The sequence below is a fragment of the Salmonella sp. SJTUF15591 genome (assembly GCF_043356435.1).
In the GTDB taxonomy this organism is placed as follows: domain Bacteria; phylum Pseudomonadota; class Gammaproteobacteria; order Enterobacterales; family Enterobacteriaceae; genus Salmonella; species Salmonella enterica.
The window spans coordinates 101415-122036 of the sequence record NZ_JBEUJO010000007.1 but is presented as its reverse complement, the minus strand read 5'-3'; the positions used below and the strand labels follow the sequence as shown (position 1 = coordinate 122036).

At 55.3% G+C, this 20622-nt stretch carries 14 protein-coding genes and 1 pseudogene; 5 read left to right on the top strand and 10 right to left on the bottom strand.

Annotation, left to right across the window (positions count from 1 at the left end):
• Positions 1-6 precede the first annotated feature (6 nt).
• The 7 genes from hmsP to bcsR form a co-directional block, all read right to left on the bottom strand.
• On the bottom strand, positions 7-2013 hold the full coding sequence (hmsP, locus tag ABVM99_RS16935; RefSeq protein WP_001266362.1) for a biofilm formation regulator HmsP: 2007 nt from the start codon (positions 2011-2013) through the stop codon (positions 7-9).
• Positions 2014-2186: 173 nt separating this feature from the next.
• Complete coding sequence (gene bcsC, locus ABVM99_RS16930) at positions 2187-5729, bottom strand: cellulose synthase complex outer membrane protein BcsC (RefSeq protein WP_023195889.1); 3543 nt, start codon at positions 5727-5729, stop codon at positions 2187-2189.
• Positions 5711-6820, bottom strand: a complete 1110-nt coding sequence (gene bcsZ / locus ABVM99_RS16925; protein WP_000988802.1) for a cellulose synthase complex periplasmic endoglucanase BcsZ — start codon at positions 6818-6820, stop codon at positions 5711-5713. The genes bcsC and bcsZ overlap by 19 nt, the downstream gene beginning before the upstream one ends.
• Positions 6821-6823: 3 nt before the next feature.
• A complete protein-coding gene (gene bcsB, locus ABVM99_RS16920; protein WP_023195890.1) occupies positions 6824-9124 on the bottom strand; it encodes a cellulose biosynthesis cyclic di-GMP-binding regulatory protein BcsB in 2301 nt (766 codons plus the stop codon).
• Between the two features lie 10 nt (positions 9125-9134).
• Positions 9135-11759 carry a UDP-forming cellulose synthase catalytic subunit gene (gene bcsA, locus ABVM99_RS16915; protein WP_023195891.1) on the bottom strand — a complete coding sequence of 875 codons (2625 nt, stop codon included), beginning with the start codon at positions 11757-11759 and terminating at the stop codon, positions 9135-9137.
• The gene (gene bcsQ / locus ABVM99_RS16910) at positions 11756-12508 is read right to left on the bottom strand and encodes a cellulose biosynthesis protein BcsQ (RefSeq protein WP_000996118.1); all 753 of its coding nucleotides are present in this window, start codon (positions 12506-12508) and stop codon (positions 11756-11758) included. Before bcsQ ends, bcsA begins: the two co-directional genes overlap by 4 nt.
• Complete coding sequence (gene bcsR / locus ABVM99_RS16905; protein ID WP_000282616.1) at positions 12509-12712, bottom strand: cellulose biosynthesis protein BcsR; 204 nt, start codon at positions 12710-12712, stop codon at positions 12509-12511.
• A gap of 244 nt (positions 12713-12956) precedes the next feature.
• On the opposite strand from bcsR, the gene bcsE reads away from it, so the two are divergent.
• The 3 genes from bcsE to bcsG are packed head-to-tail and all read left to right on the top strand — an operon-like array spanning position 12957 to position 16392.
• Positions 12957-14528, top strand: a complete 1572-nt coding sequence (bcsE, locus tag ABVM99_RS16900) for a cellulose biosynthesis c-di-GMP-binding protein BcsE (protein ID WP_023195892.1) — start codon at positions 12957-12959, stop codon at positions 14526-14528.
• The gene (gene bcsF, locus ABVM99_RS16895; protein WP_000988321.1) at positions 14525-14716 is read left to right on the top strand and encodes a cellulose biosynthesis protein BcsF; all 192 of its coding nucleotides are present in this window, start codon (positions 14525-14527) and stop codon (positions 14714-14716) included. The genes bcsE and bcsF overlap by 4 nt, the downstream gene beginning before the upstream one ends.
• The gene (bcsG, locus tag ABVM99_RS16890; protein WP_023195893.1) at positions 14713-16392 is read left to right on the top strand and encodes a cellulose biosynthesis protein BcsG; all 1680 of its coding nucleotides are present in this window, start codon (positions 14713-14715) and stop codon (positions 16390-16392) included. Before bcsF ends, bcsG begins: the two co-directional genes overlap by 4 nt.
• An 81-nt stretch (positions 16393-16473) precedes the next feature.
• On the opposite strand, the gene ABVM99_RS16885 is transcribed toward bcsG, so the two are convergent.
• Positions 16474-16581: a type I toxin-antitoxin system toxin Ldr family protein gene (locus ABVM99_RS16885; protein ID WP_001537650.1), complete on the bottom strand. Its 108-nt coding sequence runs from the start codon at positions 16579-16581 to the stop codon at positions 16474-16476.
• Between the two features lie 372 nt (positions 16582-16953).
• Between ABVM99_RS16885 and ABVM99_RS16880 the strand changes: the two are divergent.
• Both ABVM99_RS16880 and ABVM99_RS16875 read left to right on the top strand, forming a co-directional pair.
• Positions 16954-17106, top strand: a pseudogene (locus ABVM99_RS16880) (PLP-dependent transferase); the annotation flags it as partial.
• A 117-nt stretch (positions 17107-17223) separates the two neighbouring features.
• Positions 17224-18522 carry an aromatic amino acid transport family protein gene (locus ABVM99_RS16875; RefSeq protein WP_023195894.1) on the top strand — a complete coding sequence of 433 codons (1299 nt, stop codon included), beginning with the start codon at positions 17224-17226 and terminating at the stop codon, positions 18520-18522.
• A 100-nt stretch (positions 18523-18622) separates the two neighbouring features.
• Here ABVM99_RS16875 and dppF read toward each other — a convergent pair whose 3' ends face one another.
• A complete protein-coding gene (gene dppF, locus ABVM99_RS16870; protein ID WP_000103563.1) occupies positions 18623-19636 on the bottom strand; it encodes a dipeptide ABC transporter ATP-binding subunit DppF in 1014 nt (337 codons plus the stop codon).
• Entirely contained in the window at positions 19633-20616 is a 984-nt protein-coding gene (dppD, locus tag ABVM99_RS16865) for a dipeptide ABC transporter ATP-binding protein (RefSeq protein ID WP_001196509.1), read from the bottom strand. The genes dppF and dppD overlap by 4 nt, the downstream gene beginning before the upstream one ends.
• Positions 20617-20622: the final 6 nt, after the last annotated feature.

Here is a 20622-nt window from a genome sequence, read left to right as displayed (position 1 = left end):
CCTTTTTTAACTTTTGTAATCAGGATTTTCGTGCGACAGATACCGTTCTTCAAAGATATCCGCGGGAACGGGCCGAGCAAACAGGAAGCCTTGCGCGACGTTGACTCCAGCCTGTTCCAGCCACGCGCGTTGCGCCTCGTTCTCCACGCCCTCGGCAATCAATTGTAAATTAAGACTGCGGGCCATCAGAATAATCGCCGTCACCATACTGTGATCATCCGGTAACCCATCGACAAACATTTTATCAATTTTAAGGATATCGACCGGTAGCGACTTCATATGCTGTAACTGGCGCAGCCCCGCGTAACCCATGCCAAAATCATCCAGTGCGATACGCACGCCAGCATTACGTAACGGACGTAAGATAGCGACGGCAGCGTGCGGATCGTCGATACGGCGGCTTTCAGTGACCTCAAGAATCAGCGTACCTGGTTGAATACGATAGCGGTTTAACAATTCCAGCAGCTCCGACACCATGCCAGGGTGCATGAGCTGTAACGCGGAAAGATTGACGGAGAGCGGCAATGTCACGCCGCGCTCCTGCCAGGCGGCAAGCTGGCGGCAGGACTCTTCCAGCACCCAATGGCCCACCGTGACCATCAGGCCGCAGGATTCAATGCGCTCAATCAGCCCCTCCGGCAATTCCCAGCTACCGTCCGGCTGCTGCATACGTAATAAGGCTTCGGCGCTTAATACGTTGCCGCTGCGCATCTCGACCTGCGGCTGCAGCCAAATGGCAAACTGATGGTTATCCAGCGCGGTAAGGATATCGCTCTCTTCGGTAAGGCGCTGTTGAGCGGCCTCCATCTGCGCCGGGTCAAAGAACTGGATTTGATTTTTACCTTTTCGGCGCGCGGTAAACGCGGCGGAGACGGCGCGACCATAGAGCTCTTCGGCGGTCAGATCGCCATAATACATCGCAATGCCAATACTGCAGCTTGGGCGCAGTTGAATACCCTGGATGGGCAGTCGTTCATTAATGATAGTGAGTATTTGCTGACCTAATGTGATGGCGTGCCACGGCTCTTTAACGCCGTGGGCGATAATGGCAAAGTCATACCCGCTGACCTGCGTAAGCACCATGCGCGGCGCCAGCACCGACTTCAGCTTCTCAACCAGCGTCAGTAATAGAATCTCCCGCTGCGTTTCTTGCAGCACGCCTGCCGTGTCACGCAACGTTTCGCACGTCACGATGATAAGCGCGGTGGTCTGTTGGCGGGTGATAACCTGTTCCAGCAGCGCCATTAAAAAGGCTTTATTGGGCAGCTCGGAAACCGGAAAACGCATCGCGTTGTCCGTTTGCTCCTCGCGTTGACGCTGCATAAGCTGCTGGTTGAGGTTATAGCTGCGTACCAGCATCCCAATTTCATCATCCTGATGCAGACGCGGCAACGCCAGCTGATGTCCGATCAGCTCCTGCTGCGGAATGTCGTTCAGCTCGCGGGCGATTTTGCGCAGCGGATGCACAATCAGGCGGTTTACGCACCAGGCGATGGCCACCGTCAGGATCAGCGATAAAAGTAAGTAAATGGTCACTAACGTAGAGAGCGCGCTCATGACGAACTTGTACATACGGTACGAATCCGCCTGCAATACAAGGTAGGCCAGCGGTTGCGGATTGGCGGGACGCTCCAACGAATAAACCGGCAAAGAAATTTGTACCGGCAGTTCGAAGAGACGCGTCACCATAACCGGGACGGGGCGTTCAGGAATGAAGCGCTTACGCAACGCCTGGAACTGATTCGGCAATACCACATCGGCGCGACTCACCACGCCCGCAGGTTTAATACTTTCCAGAATGGTTTCCGCGCCGGGGAGATCCGCTTTTAAAATCGCGGAAGAAAGAGGTTCCCGAACAGATCGCGCGATGCTTTCCAGTTGCGTAGCCGTGTTGTAGCGGTTCTGCTGTACCAGATGGAACAACAAAACGGTGCAAAAGACAAAAACAAACACCATGACAACGGCCGCAACCATTGCCATCTGTTTAATTGTTAACGAGCGGCTGACGCGCAAATTGACTCTCCCTGGATATCCCGGACTGCCGCCTGAGTATACCCGATTGCAGCGGCATTAAGAGAGGCTGTATCTGAAAAGGACTTTTCTGAATAACGGTTAATGATAGCGTCTGATGGCGCTGCACTTCTCAGGCCTACGACGCCTGTCAATTCGTAGGCCTGACGCAATGATTACCAGTCAGCGTAAGGCACCAGAGGCTGCGGCGGTAAATCCATATCCCCCTGCCAGCCCGCTGCGGAATAACGGACATACAGCAGCAGATGACTGGGGGTATAGTCTTTCGCCTGCTGAATATCGACAGCCGTACCCACAAACCAGTTGGCAGTGACCCGGCGTTCAATGAGCGCCCGCGCGGTATAGCCAAATCCCTGACTGCCGCCGCCGCCGTTGGTCTGGTCACGCGCATCCTCCTGATAATCCGCCGGGATCAAATTCATCAGCGGATAACGCGGCATGGTACGGGTGCGGGAGTGCGACCAGGATACCGAGCCGCCTAGCTCCCACGACCAGTTTTCCGTACGCTGCCGCCACATCACCGGCACCGCAAACGACAGGTATTCCTGCGGGCTATAATAACCGCCCTGACCCAGTGAATAACCGCTCAGATCTTTGTCGTAATGCCAGATCATGTTATTCAGCCCGACGGTAACGCGGCGGTTATTCTCGTTAATCACCTTATAGTAATAACCGGTCATCCAGCGCACGCGCCAGTTATCTTCCACATTTTTACCGCTCAACTGGTCGCCGCTGAGCGACGCCCAGACACCGTTTGCTTCGCCTTTATCATAGCTGAGACTGATGCCGCCGCCGTTGGCCCGCACGCCGCCCCATTTGGTGCCGGTATTGCTGCTGGCGTCCTTTTGCCCGCCAAACGCCAGCAGCGAACTGGAGATCGGGCGACGATGCGCGTTCAGGGTATAACCCAACGGCCCGATATCGTCGCTGTAGCTGACGCCGCCGACCACATCAACGACATTAAAGCCCATCGGCGTCGTGCCGATATCCCAGCGCCAGGTCTCATTCTGCCAGCCGACCGCCACGCTCGCGCCCGTATCGGCCTGGCTACGATGTCCGCTGCATTTCTCCAGCGTACAGGTACCCCAGTTATTATCGTATTTTCCATCCGCATCCGTAGAGAAGCGGCCAACATCCATATTCACCATATCAGTACGAAAGAACGCCCGCCCGTCCGACCAGGGCGCATCCACCTGAAGCATCGTGGTATGCGCCTTCAGATCGGAGTAGCCGCCAGTCCCGCTCGACCCCCAATAATCGTGCGCCAACGTGACATTGAGATCCTGCTGACGGTACAACTCCGCCGCATCGCTACGCACGCCGCGTTTTAGCCAGTCATCTTTTTCATCATTGCGCGTCAGGCGGGTAAAGGTATCGTTATCCTGGGGACGAACCGGCGTAATCGCCGCGGCGACCATTGCGTCTTTGTAGGTCTCCAGCGCCCGCTGCGGCTCGCCCGTTTGCGCCTGAAAAGCGGCGGCGTCACGCAATACCATTGCGCTTTCCATTGATGGCGGCTGTGCTTTTGCCTGCGGCGTAATGCGGTTAAAGGTCCGCGCCGCCGCCGTGATATCGCCAAGCTGGAGCTGCGCCAGCGCGACGCGACGCTGCATGTTAATAGAGGTGATTTGCGACGCAGGCAGCGCCGCCAGTTGAGCGCGCGCCGCGGCGTTATCGCCCTGTGCGATGTCGATTTCTACCCGCCCCAGCATGGCATCGACATTACCCGGTTCCCGCGCCAGAACGGCGTCATAAGCGGCGCGGGCCGCCGCATTATCGCCACGCTGCTGCGCCCAGTCCGCCAACGTTAACTCAATGCGCGTAGAGGGAGGCTGCTGACGTAACAACGCTTCCGCTTCGCGTTCTTTGCCGCTATCGCGCAAGCGGTTAGCGCTTTCCAGCACCTGGTTACTTTGCAATCGGCCCGCCAGTTCCTGAATATTGCTGTTCCACTGGCTGGTCGGCAAGGTATTGAGATGCGCCAGCGCCGCCCGGTCCCGATCGCTGCCGGAAAGATAAAGCCCATAAGCATAGACCTGTTCCGGATCGTTTGGCTTCTGCTGCGCCAGAGAGCGCATTTGCGCATCGGCCTGGGCGTGCTGCCCGGCCTGCCACAGATCGCGTGACAGTCGGTACGTCACCCACACGCTCCCCGGATCTAATGCCAGCCGACGACGGTGCAGTTCTGCGGCCTGCGCCCATTTGCCCTCGCTTTCCAGCGTTTCCGCCTGCTGCGCCAGACGGTCATTTTCCAGACTGCGTTCGATATCGTCGATACTGCGCCGCTGGCTGGCGGAAAGAGAAGCGATAAACGCGGCGGCTTTTTGCGGCGACTGCTGGCGATAAAGATTCGCCAGCCCGCGTACAGCATTGGTATTACCGCTATCCATACGCAGCGTCTGCTGATAATAACGTTCGGCGGCGGCATTATCTTTGCGCGCCATCGCCACATCCCCCAGCCCCAGCACCGCGTAGCTGTCGGTGTTATCCACTGCTCGCGCCTGCTGATAGAAACGCTCCGCCTGGGCCAGATTATTCGCTTTTAAGGCCGCGTCGCCCTGCTGAATTAACAGCCAGTAGCGATTGACCTTCAGCAGACTCTCCCACTTATCGCGGCTGCTGCTGTGCGGCGCCATCGCCAGCGCTTTTTCAAACTGCGCGACGGCGCGGGCGCGATCGCCACGCTGTGAGTATGCCTGCCCAAGCGCGCCGACCGCCTCGCTGTCGTCCTGCCGGGCGCTTACCGCCTGCTGCAATTGCGCAATGGCCTTACCGCCTTCTCCGGCATTAACCGCCGCGATGCCCTGCGAGCGCGCACGGAACGCCGGATCGGCTAACTGTTTTTGCTGCTCGCTAAGCTGGGCGCGGGCGGCAGACACGCTATCGCCTTCGCTAAACTGCGTCAGATAGTCTTGCAACGCTTTTACGCTGGCGTCGCTCACCGGGAGATCTTTTATCTGCTGGTACCAGATGGCGGAGGCCGCGCTGCGTCCCGTACTGGATTTCGCCATCTGTTTTAGCACCGCAAATCCCTCATCGCGCCGCCCGCTGGCGAACAACAGTTGCGCCAGCGCATTTTGCAGAGCGTTATTACCCGGACTGACGGCATTGATTTTCTGTAGCTGGTTAATCGCTTCGTGACGGCGGGCGGGCAATTTCGCTACGGTCGTCCAGTATTCGACCGCCAGTTCACCCTCCGGCGGATAACCTTTAAACAGCTTGTCGTAGCTGGCGATCGCTTGTTCAGTATGGCCGGTCGTCGCCAGTAAACGCGCCTCCTGCAAAGACTGGCGTCCTTGCGGCGTGGAGAGCAGCATCGCGGTGCGGGAAGATTGATACGCCGTCGACTCCGGCGCCAGTTGCGCCAGCCGGTCAAGTAGCTTCTGCGCCCCGTCGCTATCCCCCTGGCGCAACAGATAGCGGAAACGGGCAGCGATAACCTGTGGATCATTGGGGTCGATCAGCTCCAGGCGATAGAGCGACTGACGGACTAAGTCCTCACGGTGCGTGGCCTCGCCCAGCCGAACCTGCTCCAGCAACTGTTGCTGCGCGGAGGTCGCTGCGCCAGCAAGCGGTGTTAGCGCCATACCAAGCGATAACCCCAACAATGCCCGAGAAACGCCCCTTTTGCCAGGTAAGGCGTTTCGACCGCCAGCCGGCAAAAAAGCGTGCATGAGACTTAACGTGAACTTACGCATTCCTGGCCCCAGTCAGGTAATAATTCACCTTTGACGGTGAAGCGAAAACGGTGCTGATCCCAGCCTTGGCCAAAGAGAGTCAGCACATAGTTGTAATAGGCATCGCTGCCAGGAAAATGGTCTGCGACCCGCTGTCGCTGCACGGCCTGGGCGTCGCGATTTTGCAGGAAAGGCAGTAAGGCGGCGGAAAACCCGACCGGCCCCGTCCCTTGCGCATTCCCGCTGACGACATCCACTTTCTCCGGTGGAACGCCGTTTTTCATCGTTAACGTCGCCATCGGTTTAAATCGCGCCAGTAAACGCGCTTTTTGCGGATCGCCATCATGCATCATTCCCGCCCATAAATAGACGCGAATCGCATCGTAGCTACTGATCAGCGTCTTTTCCGCTTTCAACTGCCAGCCTTGCTTGCTTTCATAACGCACCCAGTCCGGCGAGAAACCTTTCGGCGCGGTTTCCAGCAAAAGCCGCAAATTGGTTTCCCGTAACGTCGACCACGGCGCGCCAAAACGGCTAAAGTATTGCGCCAACTGCGGCGGCAGATAGCTTGGGTTAAAACGCCAGCTATTCGCCTCGGCAAAGCCGATTTTGCCAGGTAGCAGCATTGAGCCCAGCCCCGGCACATTCACGACCTCTTCGCGGGCGATGCGTTTTAGCAACGCCGTGCCCACCTCGGTATAACGCGTCTCTTTCCACAGACGACCGGCCTCCAGAAGCGACCATGCCATCCAGATATCGCCGTCGGACGCGGAGTTGCTGTCCAGCACCGACCAGGTGTCGGGATCTTTTTGCCCCCACAGCCAGGCGGGCAGATGTTCACGCAGCGATCCCTGCGCCAGATTGTTTTGCGTCCAGTTAAACAGTTGCGCGAACGCCGGTCGATCGTTCGCCGCCAGGGCAAAGAACATGGCGTAGCTTTGCCCTTCGGAGGTGGTAATTTTTCGCGCATCGCCCGGATCGATAACGCGTCCCTGCTGGCTAATGTAATCTTTCTTGAACTGTTCCCACGCAGGCCAGCTACAGGCCGCCTGCGCATTTATTGCCGTCAGCATGACGATCATCGTTATCCATCCGCGCAGCATAGTCATCATGCGTTACTCATGGTCAGGGTCGAGACGACGGCGACTGAGAATACGTAGCAGACGCCACAATACCCACGCCAGTAATACCACACTGAGGGCCGCCAGTACCGCCAGCAGCACCGGGTGATTCGCCAGCGCATACCACAGCCGCTCAAACCACGGCAGATGTCCGACGTAATAGATATCGCCAACGCGCAGACTGTGAACGCCGGACTCGCGGATCACCGCCACGGAACCAAACATCGCGGCGCGTTTACCGCTGTCGTTCACAGCGTCGTTCAGTAGCTGGTAACCGCGCGGGCTATCAGCCAGCAGAGCAATCACGCTGCGCTGATCATTAAACGGCGACTGGAAGCCCACCATCGCCGCCATCGGGCCGCTGGCGGTGACGGTGGACTGCGCATCCGCCGCGCGATCGGCCTCATCCGGCATAATCGACGGGAAAGCGGTCTGCCGCATCGGGGTTTTTACCCAGCTTTGTGTCGCCTGCACCAACAGATCGATACGCTTATCGTCTTTTAGCTTGCCCGGAATAGCGCCAATAATCAGCAGGTCGGCGTCTTTGTCGGCTATCTGAGCGCTATCATCGGTGATGGTCAGATTAATTGCCGGGAAACCGGTCTGCCCGCCAATGGCGCCGACCGTATTCAGCAGCGTTTCCATTTGCGCTTCGGTTGGGGTCTTCGGCATCACCGCCAGCGTGTCAGACAAGTCGGCCATCCGGCTGAACGGGAAACCCGCATTGGCGAACGCGCGTAAATCCGGCATCGCGATAAAGTGGTAATATTTCGAAAAATCGATAGTGGAGTCATCCCCTATCACCACATGATTCGGTACCGGCTGGAAGGTAATACAGTTGTCCACCGACCCGCCCGGCATCGGATTCATGTAGCGGAAGTCAAAACGTAGTTGGTTCATCGCCCCCAGTTTGAGCGCCGGAATAGACACATCCGTTTTACCATCCAGCAGTCCCTGAAGTACCGGCAGGCGCAACAGGAGTCGATTAGTTTCCTGCGTGCTGTTAAGGCTAAAGGCTTGCAGGAACTGGTTATTCAGACTGATATCCAGCCGTGAACTGTCTTTGGTCGGCGGCGAGGTATAACGGTAGTTGAGATCCATATCAATACCGTTGCTACGCAGCAAATAGAGGTCCGGCGGCAGATTCAAAGAAACGTTGATGGGCGCCGGCTCCAGCCCACTCGACTGGAGCTGCTCTTCATAGGTTTTCAGCTCGCCAAAAGTGACCGGGCGATCGGTACGCACCCAGTTCGGCGCATCATACGGTTTGCGCGCCAGCAGCGGTTTTACATCGTTGACCACCACGCTGGAACCACGGAAGAGAATATTCCCTTGCGCGATACCTTTTGCCGCCTGCAACAGGTCTTTATCATCTCGACCAAACACAACCAGCAACTTCACATACGGATTATCCGGATGGCTCATCATCTCGATAACCGGCGCGTTAACCGCAGGATGATCGCGCAGGAAATCGGGGCGTCGATCGTTGGTGGCGAACACGATCGCATTGCGATCCGGCAGGTGATTATACAACACCGGGAAACGCTGACCGCGCCAGCCCGCCCGCGATCCAAACCAGGACGCGACAATAGAAGCCGCCTGCTGCTGCGCCAAATCAGGCATATCAGCAAACACTATCGGCAACGTCACCGGACGGTTATCCCGCGGGTCGAAAAACGGCACCGGGAAGTGGGACAGATCGTTATTCACCGCCAGCATGTTATAGGTCAGATCCAGGGCGCTATTTCGCCCGATGTCTAACCACAGAGTACTGCTGGCCGGGTTTTCACACACGTCGCGATAGTGGCCGACAAACTCCAGCCGCACCCGGTTAAAGTCGGTGATAAATAGCGGATTGATAGGTACCTGCGCCAGCGTCTTTTTCCCCAACTGCTCTTTTGTCACCGGCAGTACGCCCATCAGTTCATCATTGAGATAAACCTTGAGCTGCGACTGAACCGGCAGGAGCGACGGCGAGGGCGTATATTCCAGATTCAGCACCGCTTTCGACGCCACTTCATCGCTGCGCATACCAAATTCAATGCCGCCGTTAGGGTTAACGCCACGCAGCGCCATACTGCCCGGCGGCGGCGCGATTTGCGCAAAGGTCAGCTTGACCTCGCGCGAAGGCGCGGTCTGCGTCACGACGGGCGCCTCAGTTGCGGGCGACTGCGCAGGCTCGGTGGGTTCAGCATTTATCAATGGCGGCGTAGCAGGCGCCGCCGCCGTCATAAAAGCAGGAAACGCGCTTAATCCTATTACCGCCGCACAAATCCAGGACAATTTTCTTTTCATCGCATTATCATCATTGTTGAGCCTGAGCCATAACCCGATCCGACGGCTGTATCGCCGCTTGCCGCTCCGGGCGACGCGGAATAAACGATACAATCCAGGCAATTAACGCCGTCAACGATCGGAAAATTACTTTTACTGAAGGCGGCGCGAACTCCGCGAGGTGGCGATATCCGCGGAAGCCCAGCTTCAGAATATCCAGCAAGCTTTCCAGCGGTTTATCTTCCGGGAAGCTATCTTGCCAAAGCGCCCACGTATCGGCGCGCGCGAAGGTACACTGCACAAAATCAATATGTTGTTTGGTGGTGAGCGGCATCAGTTGTAGTCCGACCTCATTGCCCGTTACGCGCACCACCTGCGTTGGAAAGACATATTCCTGCTGCCCGCGTTTAAGCAACAGATTCACTTTCTGCCCTTCCAGCACCTGCGCCTGACCGTTGATCTTGATGCCTAACCCGCCGTCGGAGAAGTCATGTACGGTACAGGAGAACAAATGTCCATCTTCGCGGGCGATGGCCCCCGGCATGGCAATCTCGACCCGATGCGCGCGCCTGACCTGTTTACTCTCTACCGAAACCGCAACCGCGCCGCCGAGAATGACCAGGTTATAGAAGACCCACACCAGGCTAACGATGACGGTCAGCGTTTCATTTTCCGGCCCGTAATAGTATCGCCATACGCCCGCCGCCACGCCGAGCAGGTTAAGCAAGACAAGGAAGATATACGGACGCGAGATTACCCAGTCGACGTACTTCTCTTCCACCAGCCCGCCTTTCGCCGTGACGTTAAATTTCCCTTTGTGCGGATTGATCAACGCGACCAGAGTCGGCGGTGCGATATACCATGCCAGTACCGTTTCATAGATTTCACTCCAGAAAGAGTGACGATACTTGCCCTGAATCTTCGAGTTAGTCAGGCTGGCGTGGACCATGTGCGGTATCACAAATAGCGCAATCATCAACGCAGGCGCATAAATGATATAGGCGTGCAGCAGCAGAAAAGCCAGCGGCGCGGTCAGAAAGATCAGACGCGGAATGCCGGACAAGAAATGGAACATCGCGTTGAGGTAGCACAGCCGCTGCGCCAGTTTTAAGCCTTTACCAAACAGAGGGTTATCGAGGCGGAAAATTTGCACCATGCCCCGCGCCCAACGAATACGCTGCCCGATATGCGCCGACAGGCTTTCCGTCGCCAGCCCCGCCGCCTGCGGAATGCGCATATACGCTGAGGTATAACCTCGCCGGTGCAGCCGGAGCGAAGTATGCGCATCTTCCGTCACCGTCTCAACGGCGATACCGCCAATCTCATCCAGCGGCTTACGGCGAATCACCGCGCACGATCCGCAAAAGAAAGTGGCGTCCCACATATCGTTACCGTCCTGCACCAGTCCGTAAAACAGCGTGCCTTCGTTAGGCGTTTTACGAAAACGTCCCAGGTTGCGCTCAAACGGGTCCGGGGAGAAGAAATGATGCGGCGTCTGCATCATCGCCAGCTGTTTTTCTTTCAGGAACCAGCCCATTGTCATTTGCAGAAACGAGCGCGTCGGCACATGGTCGCAATCGAAGATCGCCACAAACTCGCCTTTCGCGTGTTTTAGCGCATTGTTGATGTTGCCGGCTTTGGCGTGTTCATGCGTGGCGCGGGCAATGTAATGCACGCCAACATGTCGGGCAAAATGACGAAATGATTCACGCCCGCCGTCATCAAGGATCCAGATATTCAGCTTGTCCTTCGGCCAGTCAATGCCAAGCGAAGCGTAAATGGTATTTTTGACCACGTTAAGGTCTTCGTTATAGGTCGGTACAAAAATATCCACCGTCGGCCACTGCGACATCTCTTTCGGCAACGGCACCGGTTGACGATTTAACGGCCACACCACCTGGAAGTACCCCAGCACCAGCACAATCCAGGCGTAGGTTTCCGCAAACAGTAGGATCAGCCCGCACACCAGACTGACCGGGTCGTCCCAATTTAGCGTCGAGGTATAGCGCCACCAGATATAACGACAGGAGACCGTTAGCGACAGCACGATGAGCATCAGCGCGGAAAAGCGTCCCGGCATACGTCGTACCAACAGCGCAACGCCCCACAGCAACAGCAGAAAGATAAATTGCGATAGCGGGTTAAATGGCTGCGTAATACAGATCAGCGCCAGTATCAGTGAAAAGGTCACGATAACGCCCAGAATAAAACGCCGGGCGCCGTTGCTAAGATGTCCCAGCTCTTTTTCCTTTTCCAGGTGCGTTGTCTTTTGGCGCACCCGTTCCGGTAAGGTATCCATCCATTGATGGTAACGTCCACGAACGTCCTTCAGGCGCGCAAATGACCGCCAGCGCGGTTCATGACGTTCTTTAGTCGACGAGATCATCACCAGCCAGAGGGTCTGAATGAGGTAACGGGCCGGGTCCAGCGGGCGCGGGCGGGCGGCGTTAATATGCGGATAAAGCGCTTTATGCCCGTCGCGAATACGCTGCCAGCGCGGATGCTCAAGCGGAAACACTATCCACGCCAGAATCATCCACAGGCAGCCGAGCGCTGCGCTAAACGGCGACGCGCCGTGGCGGCGGTAACCCTGATAGCGCTCGCTCAAACGCGAGCTAACCGGCGGGATAAGCAGCCACCGGGAAAGGGCGCTCATCGCAGGCTCCCGGCGGACGTTTTGTCGCCCGCATCATGCAGCAGGCACCAGTTCGCCAGCGTTAACACCTCTTCGGCGGCTAACGAATCGCTGCGATATTCGCCTAACGGCTGTTTCGACGCCATGCACTCCGCCATCGCCTCATCGCGATGGATCACAATGGGCAGCAACCGGCGCTGGCTTTGCAGCCAGACCTGGTACAGATCGTCCTGTAACTGGCTGCCAATGCGTAAGTCATTGATCAGAATATGCGCCCCGGCAGGCAACGCCTGCTGATGAAGGCGAATATGGCAGTTAGCGTCAACCTGGGCTATCGCCAGCGTATGGTCGCAGAGGCTCACCAGCTGCCGTGTCAGCGGTGACGCGCCGTAGGGCAAGTCCAGTAAAATCCAGCTATAACGCCCGCTCGCTTTCAGCGCCTGGATAGCCGATCCGATCTCTCCCAGCGTCTCCTGCCAGGCCTGCGGATTTTCCCGCTCCTGCGCGGTGAGCTGTCCAAACGGCAGTAGATCAAGCTGTGAGGTATAACGTAATCCGGCATCGCGCCAGTCCTGGCCGTCCAGCAACGATCGCGCCCAACCGCCCTGATGGACGAAGTCGACGTTAAACGACATGCGCAGCAGGTTATCGGGGCTGGCGTCAATCACCAGGACATTTTCCCCTAAGATTTGTAACGCCCAGGCGAGTGCTGCGGTGAGAGATGTGGTTCCCACCCCGCCACGCACGCCCTGCAGTCCCAGAATCGCCATTCATGGCTTCCTTAATGAATGTGGTTGCGCAAATTCAGCCAGGAGTGGCCATCTTTTAATCGCCGCCGCCAACTGTTCACGTTGGGAAATATCGGTGTAATCTATTTCGGGTAGTGAAAACGCCTGGCTTAATGCCAGAAAATCATTTTGAAAAGTGTAGCCCAACGTTGGATCGGACTGAGCGCCAGGTTCATTGTTATACATTCTGGTTGCTCCTTTTTAAATATTTCTCACTGGCAGCATTACGCCCCGTCGTCAATACGGGAGAACGCGCATTTTTCATCTTTCCGTGACATCATTTATAATGTGTAAAAATGCAAAGCGCAGAGTTACAGGGCATCCTGCCGGACAAATTGATTCACATGCTAAATCTGATGCGTTTTAATTTCAATGTTAGGTTTATTTCTGTGCTTTCGCTAGTAAACTGATAAACAGTTAAAATACTGACATGAGGGACACTGTGGACCCCGTATTTTCTCTCGGCATCTCATCATTATGGTATGAACTGCGCCATATGCCAACCGGCGGCGTCTGGTGGGTTAACGCCGATCGCCAGCAAGATGCCATCAGCTTGGTGAATCAAACGATTGCGTCACAAACGGAGAATGCAAATGTCGCCGTCATCGGCATGGAAGGCGATCCTGGCAAAGTAATCAAATTAGATGAATCTCACGGTCCGGAGAAAATCCGCTTATTTACCATGCCGGATTCAGAAAAAGGGCTATACTCTTTGCCCCACGATTTGCTTTGTTCTGTGAACCCGACGCATTACTTTTTCATTCTTATTTGTGCAAATAACACGTGGCGGAATATAACGTCAGAAAGCCTGCATAAATGGCTGGAAAAAATGAATAAATGGACTCGTTTTCATCACTGTTCATTGTTGGTTATTAACCCTTGTAATAATAGCGATAAACAGTCCTCGTTGTTGATGGGCGAGTATCGCTCACTTTTTGGCCTCGCCAGTTTACGTTTTCAGGGCGACCAACATTTGTTCGATATTGCCTTCTGGTGTAACGAAAAAGGCGTCAGCGCCCGACAGCAGTTATTGCTGTGTCAGCAGGACGAACGCTGGACGCTATCCCATCAGGAGGAGACGGCAATTCAGCCGCGTAGCGACGAAAAACGCATTCTTAGCCACGTCGCCGTCCTTGAAGGCGCGCCGCCGCTCTCGGAACACTGGACGCTTTTCGACAATAACGAAGCGCTATTCAACGACGCGCGCACGGCGCAGGCCGCGACAATTATTTTTTCGCTTACACAGAACAACCAAATCGAGCCGCTTGCTCGTCGCATTCATACTTTGCGACGCCAGCGGGGAAGCGCGCTGAAAATTGTCGTGCGCGAAAATATCGCCAGTTTGCGCGCCACCGATGAGCGCCTGCTGCTGGGCTGCGGCGCGAATATGATCATTCCCTGGAACGCCCCGCTTTCACGCTGTCTGACGCTTATTGAAAGCGTGCAGGGGCAGCAGTTCAGCCGTTACGTACCGGAAGACATCACTACGCTACTGTCGATGACGCAGCCGTTGAAACTGCGCGGTTTTCAGCCGTGGGATACCTTCTGCGATGCCATCCATACGATGATGAGCAACACCCTGCTCCCCGCCGACGGGAAAGGCGTTCTGGTCGCGCTGCGCCCGGTGCCGGGCATTCGGGTTGAGCAGGCGTTGACATTATGTCGACCAAACCGAACCGGCGATATTATGACCATCGGCGGCAACCGTCTGGTGCTGTTTTTATCATTTTGCCGGGTCAACGATCTGGATACCGCGTTAAACCATATTTTCCCTTTGCCGACGGGCGATATTTTCTCTAATCGTATGGTCTGGTTCGAAGATAAACAAATCAGCGCCGAGCTGGTGCAGATGCGCTTATTGTCGCCGGAACTGTGGGGAACGCCGCTACCGCTGGCAAAACGCGCCGACCCGGTAATAAATGCCGAACACGATGGCCGCATCTGGCGTCGTATTCCTGAACCCCTGCGATTGCTCGACGACACCGCGGAGCGTGCATCATGATGACCATCAGCGATATCGTGCAAATTATTCTTTTTTGCGCGCTGATTTTCTTTCCGCTGGGGTATCTGGCGCGTCATTCGCTACGCCGTATCAGTGATACAACCCGGCTGCTATTTGCCAAACCTCGTTATGTAAAACCAGCCGGAACTCTGCGCCGCGCTACGAAAGTCAAGGCAGACAAAAAATGACTCAGCATACTCAAACTCCTTCAATGCCTTCTCCGCTCTGGCAATACTGGCGCGGTCTTTCCGGCTGGAACTTCTATTTTCTGGTCAAGTTTGGCCTGCTGTGGGCAGGCTATCTGAATTTTCATCCTTTACTGAATCTGGTATTCATGGCGTTTCTGCTCATGCCAATACCAAAGTATCGCCTTCACCGGTTGCGCCACTGGATTGCCATTCCCGTCGGCTTCGCGCTGTTCTGGCATGATACCTGGCTACCCGGCCCGCAAAGCATTATGAGCCAGGGGACGCAGGTGGCGGAATTCAGCTCCGGTTATCTGCTCGATCTGATCGCCCGTTTTATTAACTGGCAAATGATCGGCGCCATCTTCGTACTGCTGGTTGCCTGGCTATTTTTATCACAGTGGATTCGGGTCACGGTGTTTGTGGTCGCCATCATGGTATGGCTGAATGTCCTGACATTAACCGGCCCGGTTTTTACGCTGTGGCCGGCAGGCCAGCCAACCGATACGGTGACGACGACTGGCGGTAATGCGGCCGCTACCGTCGCGACAGCGGGCGATAAACCAGTCATCGGCGATATGCCTGCGCAAACCGCGCCGCCGACGACCGCGAATCTGAACGCCTGGTTGAACACCTTCTATGCCGCGGAAGAAAAGCGGAAAACGACGTTCCCGGCGCAGCTTCCGCCTGATGCGCAGCCGTTCGACCTGTTGGTCATCAATATTTGTTCGCTCTCCTGGTCGGATGTCGAAGCGGCAGGCCTGATGTCACATCCGCTATGGTCGCACTTTGACATTTTGTTTAAACACTTTAATTCCGGTACGTCTTACAGCGGCCCGGCGGCCATTCGTCTGCTGCGCGCCAGCTGTGGTCAACCATCGCATACCCGACTTTATCAACCAGCCGATAACGAATGTTATCTGTTTGATAATCTGGCGAAGCTGGGCTTTACTCAGCATCTGATGATGGATCATAACGGTGAATTTGGCGGCTTCCTGAAAGAAGTTCGCGAAAACGGCGGTATGCAGAGCGAACTGATGAACCAGTCCGGCCTGCCAACCGCCCTGCTGTCATTCGACGGCTCGCCGGTATATGACGATCTGGCGGTCCTGAACCGCTGGTTGACAGGGGAAGAACGTGAAGCCAATTCCCGCTCCGCGACTTTCTTTAACCTGCTGCCGCTACACGATGGCAACCACTTCCCCGGCGTCAGCAAAACGGCGGATTATAAAGTCCGCGCGCAGAAACTGTTCGATGAACTGGACGCCTTCTTTACCGAACTGGAGAAATCCGGGCGTAAGGTGATGGTGGTGGTCGTACCGGAGCATGGCGGCGCGCTGAAGGGCGACAGAATGCAGATCTCAGGCCTGCGCGATATTCCCAGCCCCTCCATCACCAACGTCCCGGCGGGCGTGAAATTTTTTGGCATGAAAGCCCCGCATGAGGGCGCGCCGATTGATATTAATCAGCCGAGCAGCTACCTGGCGATTTCCGAACTGGTCGTACGCGCCGTGGACGGTAAGCTCTTTACCGAAGACAGTGTGAACTGGAACAAGCTGACCAGCAATCTGCCGCAAACCGCGCCGGTTTCAGAAAACGCTAATGCGGTGGTGATTCAGTACCAGGGTAAGCCCTACGTTCGTCTGAATGGCGGCGACTGGGTGCCTTACCCGCAGTAAACCGAAAAAGGCCGCAAGGTTTCCCCTGCGGCCTGGTTCGGGCGCATGTTGCCATTACGGCGGGCAAACGCTCAAAACGCGTTACTTCCTGTCACGTAGCCAGTTGACGATCACACTGGCGATAATGCCAGCAATGATCGGCGCCGCCAGATCGTGCCAGAAGGCCACGCCCAACTGCGTAAGCGTCATATAGCCGCCTTGTTGCAATGGCAACCGTTCGCGGCTATCCTTGATGTGTTGAGGTTCAAGTTAGCCCCCGTCAGGTTGCCAGGTTTATACCAGTCAACGTGCGGGGGTTTTCTCTATCCAGCAACCTATGCCGCCGGGGATCAAGCCCCCGCAACATTGCGCCTCACCGGGTAAACCCGGCTTGCTGCTGATATTACGGCAAAATCCCCGTCCCGGCACGGCGCTAACGTGCAATCTGCGTGACGCTTCGCAGACGATTACTTTTATTTGCCAGAATACATTCAGCATTTCTGAGGCTGGCAGTCAGCCGCTCAATTCTGTAAATTATGCCTCCTCGCGGCCAGTCCCGGTGATACCGAAACCCTCGTTCAGCATCCTGCGTCTATGACATATTCGCCTGTTGCGCCAGAGGAATGGCTAAAAGCAGGTATTACCGACGAACTTATCCGTCTTTCAGCGGGACCTGAAGATCCCGACGATATTATTCATGACCTTGAACGCGCCAGCAGAAAAGCAGCATTCTGACGATTGCTCGGCGAACCGCTGTCACCGGTTTGCCGCATCGGGTATCAAGGCACTATAGCCTGGTTATAGGCAGCATTCTTTATGAGAGAGCTGCGTATATTTTGGGCAGGGGGCTCTATGCAGGACGACACATTACCATTAAATAACAGTAACGCTACGACCACACCGCTTTCAACGAGATTACCGTTTACAAAATATGATTTTGGCTGGGTGCTCTTGTGTATCGGTATGGCGATCGGCGCCGGTACCGTCTTAATGCCAGTGCAAATCGGTCTCAAGGGGATCTGGGTATTTATTACCGCTTTTATCATCGCCTATCCCGCTACCTATATTGTGCAGGATATTTATCTAAAAACGTTATCTGAAAGCGAAACCTGTGACGATTATACGGATATTATCAGTCACTATCTTGGCAAAAACTGGGGCATTTTTCTCGGTGTAATCTATTTTCTTATGATTATCCACGGGGTGTTTATTTATTCCCTGTCGGTGGTGTTTGATAGCGCCTCCTATATCAAAACCTTCGGCCTTACTGAGGCCGATCTTTCGCAGTCTATTATCTATAAAGTCGTGATTTTCGCCGTGCTGGTGGCGATTGCCTCCGGCGGGGAAAAGTTATTATTTAAAATTTCCGGCCCGATGGTGGTGGTAAAAGTCGGGATCATTGTGATATTCGGTTTCGCGATGATCCCACACTGGAATCTTGATAATATTTCCGCCTTTCCCGCCGCATCGGTTTTCTTTCGCGACGTACTGCTCACTATCCCATTTTGCTTCTTTTCTGCGGTCTTCATTCAGGTGCTAAACCCAATGAACATCGCCTATCGTAAGCGCGAGCCTGACCGTGTGCTGGCCACCCGGATGGCGATTCGCACGCATCGCATTAGCTATATTACGCTGATTGCCATTATTCTCTTTTTCTCGTTCTCGTTTACCTTTTCGATTAGTCATGAAGAGGCGGTATCAGCATTCGAGCAGAATATTTCCGCCCTTGCGCTGGCAGCTCAGGTAATCCCTGGCCATATCATCCACATTACCTCTACCATCCTCAATATTTTTGCCGTACTTACCGCGTTCTTTGGTATTTATTTAGGTTTTCACGAAGCGCTTAAAGGTATTGTACTGAATGTATTGAGTCGTATTATGGATGTCAAAAATGTCAACCCACTGTTACTGACATCTGGAATCTGTGTCTTTATCGTGGTTACTCTGGTTATTTGGGTTTCGTTTCGCGTCTCAGTATTGGTCTTTTTCCAGTTAGGCAGTCCGCTTTATGGCATTGTCGCGTGTATTATTCCCTTTTTCCTGATTTATAAAGTAACGCAACTGGAAAAATTACGCGGCCTGAAAACCTGGCTTATTCTGTTATATGGAATATTGTTGTGCCTGTCGCCGTTATTAAAATTGCTTGAATAAGTCGTACCGGAGAGCCATGCCCGGTGGCGCTACGCTTACCAGGCCTACAGGTACGGTGTAGGCTTGATAAGGCGCAGCCGCCATCCGGCATAAAACGCAATTAACTCAGCGGTTTCTGCGGATTTTCATCCTGATCGACGGCAAAGCAGGCCACCAACTGGCCGTCGTACTCTTTAAGCTGCGGCTGTAACTGCGTACAGGGTCCGAAGCGACGGCTGCAGCGGGCGTTGAAGGCGCAGCCCGGCGGCGGGTTCAGCGGGCTCGGCAACTCGCCGGTCAGCTTAATCCGCTCACGGCGATCGTCCGGATTCAGCCGCGGCGTGGCGGAGAGCAACGCCTGGGTATAGGGATGACGTGGATTGTTAAAAATCTGCTCTTTGGTCCCTTTCTCCACGCAGCGGCCTAAGTACATGACCATCACTTCATCGGCGATGTGTTCCACCACCGACAGGTCGTGCGAGATAAAGACATAAGACAGCCCCATATCCTGTTGCAAATCCATCATTAGGTTCAGCACCTGGGCGCGCACCGACACGTCGAGCGCGGAGACCGGTTCGTCGGCAATCACTACGTCCGGATCAAGCATCAGACCGCGGGCGATAGCGATACGCTGACGCTGGCCGCCGGAGAACATATGCGGATAGCGGTCGTAGTGCTCGGTTTTCAGCCCCACCTTCGCCATCATCGCCAGCGCTTTTTCACGACGCTGCGCTTTACTCAGGCTGGTATTGATCAGCAACGGCTCTTCCAGAATTTGCCCCACTTTCTTGCGTGGGTTCAGGGAACCGTAGGGGTTCTGAAACACAATCTGAATTTTCTGCCGCCGCAGTTTCTGCGCGTGCGGATCGTGTTTGAGCAGATCCTGCCCCTGGTAATAAAGCTCGCCGCCGGTTGGCGTTTCAATCATCGTCAGCAGGCGACCCAGTGTGGATTTTCCACAACCGGACTCCCCCACTACGGCCAGCGTTTTACCGCGTTCGAGATTAAACGACACGCCGTCCAGCGCTTTTACCAGCCGTTCCGGAGAAAAGATCCCCTTCTTCACCGGATAGTGTTTTTTCAGGTCGATAGCCCGCAACAGCGGCTGTTGCAAGGTGGCCTCATGCGTGCTCATAGTGTGGGCCTCCCGGCATCATCGAGTGGGTAATGACATTTTGACTGACGTCCATCGTCCAGTTGGTTGAGAGCAGGTTCTTCCGCACGACATCTGTCCGTGGCGTAGGGGCAGCGCGGGTTAAGCAGACAACCCGTCGGTCGGTCATATTTCCCCGGCACCACGCCCGGCAGCGACGCCAGACGCGCTTTATCTTGCGCAAACTCTGGTAACGCACGTAGCAATGCCTGGGTATACGGATGACGCGGCGCGCGGAAAATATCCTGCGCAGCGCCTGTTTCGACGACCTGCCCGGCGTACATGACGATAATTTTGTGCGCCGCTTCCGCCACCAGCGCCAGGTCATGGGTAATCAGCACCAGCGCCATGTTCTCTTTTTGCTGCAACTCCAGCAGCAGCTCAATAATTTGCGCCTGAATGGTCACATCCAGCGCCGTGGTCGGTTCATCAGCAATTAACAGCTTTGGTCGACAGGCTATTGCCATCGCAATCATCACACGCTGACTCATGCCGCCAGAAAGCTGGTGCGGATAGACATCCAGACGAGAAGCCGGATCGGGAATACCCACCTGGTTCAACAGGTCAATCGCTCGCTGACGACGGGTTTTCTTGTTCCCGCCCTGATGTACCTTGATGGCTTCCATAATCTGAAAGCCAACGGTATAGCAAGGATTGAGGCTGGTCATCGGGTCCTGGAAAATCATCGCCACTTCAGCGCCCACCAGGTTGCGACGTTCCTTCTCGGAAATGCGCTTCAGATCCTGTCCGTTAAAGAGCAGGTTTTCCGCCATCACGCGGCCTGGGTAATCGATAAGCCCCATAATCGCCAGCGAGCTGACGGATTTGCCGGAACCAGACTCGCCGACAATACCGACCACCTCACCCTGCTTCACGCTGTAGCTAATGCGGTCGACGGCTTTGAACGGTGTCCCTTCGTCGCCGAAGTGCACCGATAATTGATCTACATTTAATAACGCCATCTCGAA